The following is a 9,932-nucleotide window of genomic DNA, read 5'->3' on the forward strand; positions in this document are numbered from 1 at the left end:
CTGTTAGGCATTCAAAAGTTCTACCTGCATATTAGGTTTAAACAAATATACTTGGTTATTTTTTATATCGGTGCATTCAAAAAGTTTAACACGAAGTTTTCCTTTCTTAAACACACGTCCGTTTTCAATTCTAAAAATGGTTCCCAATGGTAGTTCATCAACAAAAACCTTGTTTGTAGGGGCATCGAATTTTTTAAGTTGCATTGATAAAATAGCATCGGTATCGCTGCTTGCCGACGGATTTTTAAAATGATTTTCCACAAAAGGAACAACTTCTGCCGGAAAAACCTGCGGATTTATAAAAGGAAGCATCAATAATCGGAAGGTTTGCTTCCATTCCAAACCGTGTGGTTTTATAAAACGACCGTATTTTTGAAAAGCCACCAAATGTGCAATTTCGTGTATGGTTGTGATTAAAAATCGATATTTGTTCAGCGTGGCATTTACCGTAATTTGGTGCGATCCGTCGGGATTTTTTCGATAATCACCATGACGAGTTAAGCGTCCATTTACAATTTTAAAATGAATGTGGTATGCTTTGATCAGTTCAAAAACTGCATCGACCGAATTTTCGGGTAAATATGTAGCTAAAACGTTTTTCAATTAAGGTGTGCTTGATGAAACTTCTAGAACTTTTCCGTTAAAGAAACGATTCCCGTTTAGGGCAAAATCTTTAATGTAAACCGCCATTTCGTTTGGATAAATCGGAGCCTGATAACCCGGAAATGCCTCTTGAAGCATCTCGGTTTGTACCGCTCCCAATGCTAAAACATTAAATGCAACGCCTTGTTCTTTGTATTCTTCTGCCAATAATTCGCTCAAAGTAATCACAGCTCCTTTACTTGAACTATACGCCGCTAAACCAGGGAATTTAGAACTGCCCTGAATACCGCCCATACTGCTGATAGTAACTACATGGCTGCCGTTACCCATTAAAGGTAAAACCGCTTTTGATAAAGCTGCTACACCAAAAACGTTTACTTTGTAAACATATTCAAAATCGGCAGATGAAATTTCGGCGAATGGTTTGTTAATGATTGTACCTGCATTGTGAATTAAAATATCGATGTTTTTAAACTGATCTTTCAATGCAAATGCAAATTCAGTTACCGAAGCATCGTTGCTTAAATCTACCGATTTATAATAAACATTTGGCAGATTTTCTAATTCAGGATTACTGTTTCGTGAAAGCGAAATAACCGTATGACCTTCGGCAGCGAATTGTTTAACTAACTCTGCACCTATTCCACGGCTTGTTCCAGTGATTATTATGGTTTTCATTATTTTTTTGTAAGTTGAATTTCTTGTGTTTCGGCATTGATCATTTTAGTTACAACTGGTAACATTTTTTGAGTAATGCTTGTCATAAACTTGGTATCCATTAACTGAAATTCATCTTGCGGTTGGTGATAATACGCATAGTTTTTAAAATCGAACGAACAAACAGTTTGCGATGGTACATTGAACGCTACATAAAACGGAAAGTTATCAGACGCACGGAACAATTGGTACTGACGCTCTTCTGGAATTACACCCACCAACTTTTCACCAGCATATTCATTTAATTTATCCCACATGTTTGAAGTTTGCGGACCCGTAATATATAATTCAAAATCTTTATCTGTCATTGGCACGCCCATCATTTCAAAATTCAACATAGCATACAAATTAAATCCTTTTGCTTTTAGCTTATCTGCCAAATGTTGTGACCCTAATAATCCTCTTTCTTCTGCCGAAAAATAAACCACTAAAACCGATCTCTTATTATTTTTGAAAGTAGCAATATATTTAGCAATTTCAGACAAAATGGTTGTTCCCGAAGCATTATCATTAGCTCCATTATTAATTTTATCATCACCTTTTACTTCTGGTGTAATACCAATATGATCGTAATGTGCACCTAGAATAATGTACTCATTTTTTAATTTTGGATCTGTACCTTCAATTAAACCAACAATGTTGTACGACGTTTCTTTGTAGTTAGAAAGTGTATCGCGATACGAATCGAAATAAGGCTTTATGTTATGTTGCTTAAACTGATTTTCTAAGTATATCGCAGCTTTTTCAATGCCTTTACTTCCGCTATCACGCCCTTCTAATTCATCTAAAGTTAAATATTTCAACGTTTCAATAACATTGGTTTCTTTAACCTCGTAAACAGTTTCCTGTTGTTTTACCGAAGTATCTTTTGTAGAAGTAGATTTACAAGCAACTAACGACAACGATAAAGCTGCAAACAGAAGAATTTTTTTCATTTTTTTACGTTTTAAACAAAAATACAAAAAAACCCGTTCTGACAAATCAAAACGGGTTTTATATAAATAATATTCTATGGATTAAGCCAGCATGGTAACCGGATTTTCTATAAAATGTTTCAACGTTTGTAAGAATTCTGCTCCTGTAGCACCATCAACCGTTCTGTGGTCGCATGCCAAGGTAACTTTCATGGTATTTCCAACCACAATTTGTCCGTTTTTAACAACAGGTTTTTCAATAATTGCACCTACCGATAAAATCGCAGAATTTGGCTGGTTGATGATTGATGTAAATTCTTCGATACCAAACATTCCTAAATTAGAAACTGTAAAGGTTGAACCTTCCATTTCTTTAGGTTGTAGTTTTTTGCTACGTGCTTTGCCTGCCAAATCTTTAATTGAACTTCCGATTTGGGTTAAACTCAATAAATCAGTATGATTTACAACCGGTACAACCAATCCGTCTTCAACAGCCACAGCTACACCAACATTTACATGGTGATTAATAATTGTAGCAGCTTCTGTCCATTGTGAATTTACCTGCGGATGTTTTTTCAACGCCATTGCACACGCTTTCACAACCATATCGTTAAACGAAACTTTGGTATCTGGCAATGAATTGATCAATTTACGAGATTCCATTGCATTATCCATATTAACTTCGATAGTTAAATAGTAATGCGGAGCCGTAAATTTAGATTCAGCCAAACGACGTGCAATGGTTTTACGCATTTGCGAGTTTTTAACTTCTTCTGCAAAAACTTCTCCCGTAGGAACTGCTTTTGAAGCTGAAGTTGACACCGTAGCTTTCTCTTCTGATTTTGTTTCTGCTGATGCAGTTTTAGCAGATGGCGTAAAGTTCTCTACATCGTTTTTCACGATGCGTCCGTTTTCACCCGATCCCTTTACATCTGAAAGATTGATGCCTTTATCTTGAGCAATTTTTTTAGCCAAAGGTGAAGCAAAAACTCTGTTAGAATCATTTGTAGATGAAGAACTTTCTGTTTTAGCAGAAGTTTCTTTCTCTGTGTTTGATTCTTTTTTACTATCTGATTTATCTTCTGATACTTCTTCTACTTCTTCTTTTTTAGCTTCGGTTTTTGCTTTTGGTTTAGATCCGCCAGACAAAATACTAGAAACATCGGTTCCAGCAGGACCAACAATAGCTAAAACACTATCAACTGGTGCCGATTCGCCTTCTTGAATACCAATGTGCAACAAGGTTCCCGCGTAAAAAGATTCGAATTCCATTGTAGCTTTATCTGTTTCGATTTCAGCTAAAATATCGCCTTCTTTTACTTCATCACCAACTTTTTTCAACCATGTAGCAACTGTTCCTTCTGTCATCGTATCACTCAAACGAGGCATGGTTACAACACTAACATTATCAGGAATTTCTGAAGCAGTTTCCTCTGATCGCTCTTCTTCTTTTACTTCCTCTTTATCTGATGTATCAGCTTTTGAATCAGATTCTGTATGTTTTTCTTCTTTAGTATCGACCGGTTCATTTTTTTTTCCTTCAGAAGAAGATCCTTCTAATAAAGACTTATAATCTTCACCTTCTTTCCCGATAATTGCCAAAACACTGTCAACATTTGCTGTTTCTCCTTCCTTAACACCAATATATAAAAGGGTTCCAGAATGAAACGATTCAAATTCCATTGTAGCTTTATCAGTTTCGATCTCTGCTAAAATATCACCTTCAGAAATTTTATCTCCAACTTTTTTTAACCAAGATGCCACGGTACCTTCTGTCATGGTATCGCTTAAACGAGGCATTGTAATAATTTCAGCCATTTTTTATAATTTATGAGGGATAAACGGATAATTCTCTTGATCGTAAACTACATCGTACATTACGTTTGTTTCAGGATATGGAGATTCTTCTGCGAATTTCTCACATTCTGAAACCAAATCGCGAACGCGTTGATCTATTGTTTCGATCTCTTCATCAGTTGCCCAATTATTTTCTTTAATAACATCTAAAACCTGGGTAATCGGATCTATCCTTCTGTATTCTTCAACTTCGTCTTTTGTACGGTAATGTTGCGCATCAGACATTGAGTGACCTCTGTAACGATACGTTTTCATTTCCAAGAATGTTGGACCTTCGCCTCTACGAGCTCTTTCCATAGCATCGAACATTGCTTCTGCAACTTTCACAGGATTCATAGCATCTACTGCGTAAGAAGGCATTTCGTAACCTAGACCTAATTTCCAGATATCGGTATGGTTTGCCGTACGTTCTACCGAAGTTCCCATTGCATAACCGTTGTTTTCACAAATGAATACCACTGGAAGTTTCCACAACATTGCCATGTTAAAGGCTTCGTGTAAAGATCCCTGACGTGCAGCACCATCACCAAAATAAGTTAACGATACCCCACCGGTTTCCAAATATTTATCGGCAAAAGCCATACCCGCACCTACAGGAATTTGTGCACCTACAATTCCGTGACCACCATAAAAACCGTGCTCTTTAGAAAAAATATGCATAGATCCACCTAAACCTTGAGAAGTACCTGTTGCTTTTCCTAGTAGTTCAGCCATAACCCGGCGAGGATCAACCCCCATACCAATTGGCTGCACGTGGTTACGGTAAGCGGTAATCATTTTATCTTTTGACAGATCCATTGCGTGCAAGGCACCTGCTAAAACTGCTTCCTGTCCGTTATATAAGTGTAGGAAACCACGCACTTTCTGCTGAATGTATAAAGCTGCTAGTTTATCTTCGAACTTGCGCCAGAACTGCATGTCTTCATACCATTTTAAATATACTTCTTTAGTAATTTCTTTCATAATGTGGATACTATTAATTACCAATTGATGATTAGTTAATTTGGCAATAAGCAAAAATAAGACTTCAAACGTATATCTGAAAATAAAATAAGTTATTTTTAGTTAAAGCTTGTTATTTATATAAAAAAACTAAAATCCTACCAAGTAGGATTTTAGTTTAACTTCTTCATAAAAACAAAACGAGAGGCTTAAAGCCTCTCGTTTTATTTAAAAATTATTTCTTGATAATCTTTATGAATTGTGAACCTGCATTGGTATGAACTTTTACCATGTAAGTTCCTGCTGATAATGTAGAAACATCAAGTCTTACATCGTTTGCATCAAATTTTTGAGTTTTGATTTGTTTTCCTAAAATATCATAAACTTCAATCAATTTAATTGCTTCTTTGTAAGAAACTGTTAATTCAGAATCAACCGGGTTAGGATAATACTTTAATGAAGCTAAATCTAAATCATTCAATCCTAAAGCAATCTTAACTGTTACTGCCATTGGTAAACTAGCACAATTTCCAGTTCCAATAAGTACACCATAATATGTTTTACCATCTTGTAATGGAGTATAAATAGGTAATGGATTAACATTATTTACTGCATCGTTGTAAGAAGCAAACCAAATTACATTTGTTTCATTTGCTTTCAAGTTTTTAACTTCACCATAGTCAACAATTGTTTGGTTGCTGTTTCCTGTTGGGGAGTTTGGTCTTGCATTAACTGTTATATACACAGCAGCTCTTGCAGTTTCACAACCATTTTCAACTACAGAAATATAATAAGTACCAGTGTTTACAACATCGTTCTGTCCCATATCTGTTGTAGCAAAAGCCGAATTATAAACCTTATAACTTGTTCCTGCTACAGGGTTTAAAGGTAATGACGATACTGTTGCATCTCCACAAACATTTAATGGATTAATAACAGGAGCATTTACACTTAAAATTTTCACACTAACTGTTTTTCTTGGAGAATCACAATCCCCTATTGACTGACCAACATAATACGTACCCGTTGTTAAAGGAGTGGTATTTGCTAAAGGAGTATCAGAAGTACTAAAATTATACCAGTAAACATTTGCTCCAGTAGTGGTAGCAGATGCCATTAAACTACCAACAGTTGCTGAACCACAAAAAGTTTGAACTGTAGCCGCTGTAGGCATTGTTAAATTTTGCACTGTTGAAACAGTAACTGCTGTTCTTGAAGACTCACAGTTATTCATTTTTTGTGCTATGTAGTACGTACCAGTTGTCAAAACAGTTGTACTTGATAAAGGTGTCACATCATTTATATTTTGATACCAATTTACAATAGCCCCAGGTGTAGAAGACACACTAATATCTGATATTGTTGATGTTCCACATATATAAACATTTGCTAACGAAATTGCTGCTGGTGTTACTCCGACACTTACATTTACAACAACTCTACTCGCAGATGTACATACACCATTTGTAAATTCACCATAATAAGTTCCATTATTTATAGGGGCATTACTTGCCAAAGGAGTTCCAGTTGTAGCTGTTAAATACCATTGGATTTGGAACCCAGCAACCACATTATATGATAAATTATTAACTGTTGCTGAACCACAAAAAGTTTGAGATGGAGATGCAACAGGAACCGGCGCGATAGGATTTATAATTACCGTGAACGGAATTCTTGCTGATTTACATCCAGAAATTTCTTGTTCAACATAATATACTCCAGATGTAGTAATTTGTGTAATAGGGGTACTAGAAGTCTGGCTAGCATAATAAATTAAAGTCCCGTTTGGATTCTTACCAAAGTTTGTTGTTGAAACATCAATTGAACCACACTTATCAAGATTAGTAACGGTTGGTGCTTCTTTTAAACCAACACTAACAGTAAAATTCTTTTCTGCCTTACAACCATATTGATTAGTAACCTCTATTTTGTAAGGAACATTTAGACTGTTTGTTGTCCCTTTTAGATACAATGTACCTGAATTAATTGTAGCATCATATGGAACAGTAGCAGCTTGATCATAATATAAATTTGCAATTGGTGTCCAAGAAATCTGATAATTACTTATAGGGGTAATTTTCACGTTATCAATATACCATCCAGGAAACTGAGTGTTTCCATCGGCGCCAATTCTAAAACGAACCTTAAATGTACCTGATCCTGTAAAATCTGCTGCTGGAACAATAAATTTTTCAGATTTCCAAGCACTATTATTTGCTGGTGGTGTAGTTTGTTGTATACCACTCCAGTCAGCATAAGAAGTTTTAGAAAAGAACATTGCCTGTATACTTGGATTTCCAGTTGGTTTAGGCAAATTAGAATTTGCTAAACCTGTATAATCTGCAACTAAAAATGGTTTCCATGTTGTCCCATTATCAGTTGTGTATTCTAAGTAACCATAATCCATAACAGCAGGTGTTGTAGCTTGTAACGCTGCTATATGATCAAATTCTACAACAATTGACTTTAGATTAAACATATTAATAGATGCAGCATAGTTTAATGTAGCATTAGTTTGTGCTGCATAAGTCATTTTTAAACTTCCTGTTCCTTCGGAAAACAAAGTTGTTTCATTTGCAATAGCATCTCCTGCAACTCCACCACTTAATGTTACTCCTGTAGTATTTCCATTAAATAAATATCTATAAGGAGTTTCATTAACAAAATTATCAACTTTTAATTCTTGAATATCATTAGTACATAACTTATAATCGTTTAGTAGCTGTAACATTTGTGGAGAAGGATTATTTTCTACAGTAATAGTTTTTTTAATTACACACATCTCTCCAGTAGTGTTAGAAGCATTTAAAACATAAGTCATATTAGTTGTTGTGTTAAATGTCCAACCAACATACTGATCTCCTACAATTGCATTTGCGGGATTATTTGGATGCAATGGATCATTTACAGGATCATTTGTATCATTTGGATCAATTGTTGTCCAAGTGTAAGTATTATAATCACTTACTCCTGTTAATACATAAAGTTTGGTTAGAGGATTACCAGCACAGTTATTAACAATATCACTTGACAAGTTTAATAGAGGAGCGTCTTTAAACGTTAAATTAATAGTGCGCATTTCTCCAAAACATCCATCAATTATCTTAAAATAACCGTTCATACGAATAGCATTCGTTGTTCCTGTACCTATATTATACATCTGAAGAATATTATTAGAAGCACTACTTGTATATAGAGTTCTGTTTGAATTTACTGAAGCAAAGGTTGTACTAACCGCATTAGTAGTAGAAAAACCAGAACCAGCTACATCACTATAAGTAAACTGAACTACAATATTTGAATACCCATCCCATATAAAAGGAGTATCTAATTTAAACCAGTTTTCAGCATCACTAACTAAAAGTTGATTCCCGGCATTTTTTACCATTTGTAATTGAGCTGTAGGTATAAAGTTTGTGTCTCCAAACTCTTCTAAAGGGGTTAATCCCATATGAATTGCAAAATTATTTCTTTGCAATGTTCCTGCTGAAGCTCCTGCTCTAAAACCAAAACTTCTAATTACACCTTTATTAAAGCCCGCTGCCTTTAGTTCACTTGCTTGATAAATATATTGTATTTTATTAGCTTTATTGGCCGTAAATGGAACCGCCACGCCATTTGTTGCAACACCTGTTCCAATAACAAGTTCAGCATCTGTTGTACTAGTTGTATTAGTCCCAGAGAATACTGTATACTTTGTAGATTCTGTAATTTCAGGTGTAGTAAATGTATTAACACCTTGTGCTACTAATATATCATCTTCATCAAACCAAAATTTAGTTCCTGCGCCAGTAACGTTTAATTCAACTTCTTGAATACCACAAACATTTCTGTCATTAGTTACCATTGTAAATGCATTACACATTGTAATATCTTCGATACCTATCCAAGGACTTGCCTCTGTAGGACTACATATTGCACGTACATAAATTTTGTAAATAGTTTCTGGTGTTAAAGTATTTGCTGTACCAAAATTTGCTGTACCTAACGCTATATCACCATCTGCAAGTCCTGTCGTACCAGAACCTGGTGCACCTGAAGATCTTACTTCCCATTCATATCCCGTAGCTGTTTGTCCTGCAGGAGCAAGCCAGTTAACATCGAGTGTAGTTGCTGTTTTATTACTTATTCTAATATCTGTAGGCATTTTACAACTTGGCGCAGCACCTTCTGATACATTTACATTATCTAAATAAAGATAATTATCACCTGTAGCTGTTTTATTTGTTGTTACAATTCTTACAAACAAAGGTTTGTTTGCGTAAGCAGTAAAAGTTACAGATCTAGTAGTACAAGATGTAGAAACTGTATGATTAGTTACATCTACAGTATCAAATGTATACCAAGGTCCGCTTTGAGTACTACTCCACTGCCATCTTAAGTCCAAACTGTTTGCTTGTGCTCCTTGCGGGTTCCCAGCTATATTTCCATTGTTACGCAACCATTTATAGTCATATGTAAATGTTATAAGACCGCCATTTGTGGTACCTAAACTTGGTCCGCGTAGTGTAGATGTGCCTAATGCACCGTTACCCTGTAACCTTGTTCTGATAGAATTTGTTCCACCACAAGGGGAAACCGTTGTAACATTATAAGTTCCTACAATTTGTGTCCAACCTACAGTTGTTACACCCTCCCAATCATTTGTATAGGTTGTTATTTGCCCCCAATTTATTAGAGGTAGAAACAAAATAAAAATTATTAAATACTTCTTCATAAAATATATATTAATAATAAAATTACCAAGGGCTATAATGCCCCTGGCTAAATTATAACTATTTTTTCACAATTTTCACAAATTGGCTGTTTTCTTTAGTTTTAATATTCAGCATATAAGTTCCTGCACTTAAGTTGCTAAAATCTAACTGAACAGTTTGATTGTCAAAATCGCGTTTGATA

At 35.2% G+C, this 9,932-nt stretch carries 6 protein-coding genes and 2 pseudogenes; all 8 read right to left on the reverse strand.

Annotation, left to right across the window (positions count from 1 at the left end; genetic code table 11):
- Positions 1 to 3 precede the first annotated feature (3 nt).
- The 8 genes and pseudogenes from F0460_RS15325 to F0460_RS16470 all read right to left on the reverse strand — a co-directional run bounded on the left by F0460_RS15325 (position 4) and on the right by F0460_RS16470 (position 9,931).
- A complete protein-coding gene (locus tag F0460_RS15325; protein ID WP_150014811.1) occupies positions 4 to 603 on the reverse strand; it encodes a SprT-like domain-containing protein in 600 nt (199 codons plus the stop codon).
- On the reverse strand, positions 604 to 1,281 hold the full coding sequence (locus tag F0460_RS15330; protein ID WP_150014813.1) for an SDR family NAD(P)-dependent oxidoreductase: 678 nt from the start codon (positions 1,279 to 1,281) through the stop codon (positions 604 to 606).
- Complete coding sequence (locus tag F0460_RS15335; RefSeq protein ID WP_150014815.1) at positions 1,281 to 2,255, reverse strand: M28 family peptidase; 975 nt, start codon at positions 2,253 to 2,255, stop codon at positions 1,281 to 1,283. Before F0460_RS15335 ends, F0460_RS15330 begins: the two co-directional genes overlap by 1 nt.
- An 81-nt stretch (positions 2,256 to 2,336) precedes the next feature.
- Positions 2,337 to 3,650 (reverse strand): annotated as a pseudogene (locus F0460_RS15340) (pyruvate dehydrogenase complex dihydrolipoamide acetyltransferase); the annotation flags it as partial.
- A 149-nt stretch (positions 3,651 to 3,799) separates the two neighbouring features.
- Positions 3,800 to 4,052, reverse strand: a pseudogene (locus F0460_RS16465) (biotin/lipoyl-containing protein); the annotation flags it as partial.
- Positions 4,053 to 4,055: 3 nt separating this feature from the next.
- Positions 4,056 to 5,054 carry a pyruvate dehydrogenase (acetyl-transferring) E1 component subunit alpha gene (gene pdhA, locus F0460_RS15345; protein WP_150014819.1) on the reverse strand — a complete coding sequence of 333 codons (999 nt, stop codon included), beginning with the start codon at positions 5,052 to 5,054 and terminating at the stop codon, positions 4,056 to 4,058.
- Positions 5,055 to 5,268: 214 nt separating this feature from the next.
- Positions 5,269 to 9,750 (reverse strand): Ig-like domain-containing protein, encoded by a 4,482-nt coding sequence (locus tag F0460_RS15350; RefSeq protein WP_150014821.1) that lies wholly within the window; start codon positions 9,748 to 9,750, stop codon positions 5,269 to 5,271.
- 58 nt (positions 9,751 to 9,808) lie between these two features.
- A complete protein-coding gene (locus F0460_RS16470; RefSeq protein WP_150014111.1) occupies positions 9,809 to 9,931 on the reverse strand; it encodes a T9SS type A sorting domain-containing protein in 123 nt (40 codons plus the stop codon).
- Between the last annotated feature and the right edge of the window lies 1 nt (position 9,932).

The sequence above is a fragment of the Paenimyroides baculatum genome (genome assembly GCF_008629655.1).
GTDB classification, from domain to species: domain Bacteria; phylum Bacteroidota; class Bacteroidia; order Flavobacteriales; family Flavobacteriaceae; genus Flavobacterium; species Flavobacterium baculatum.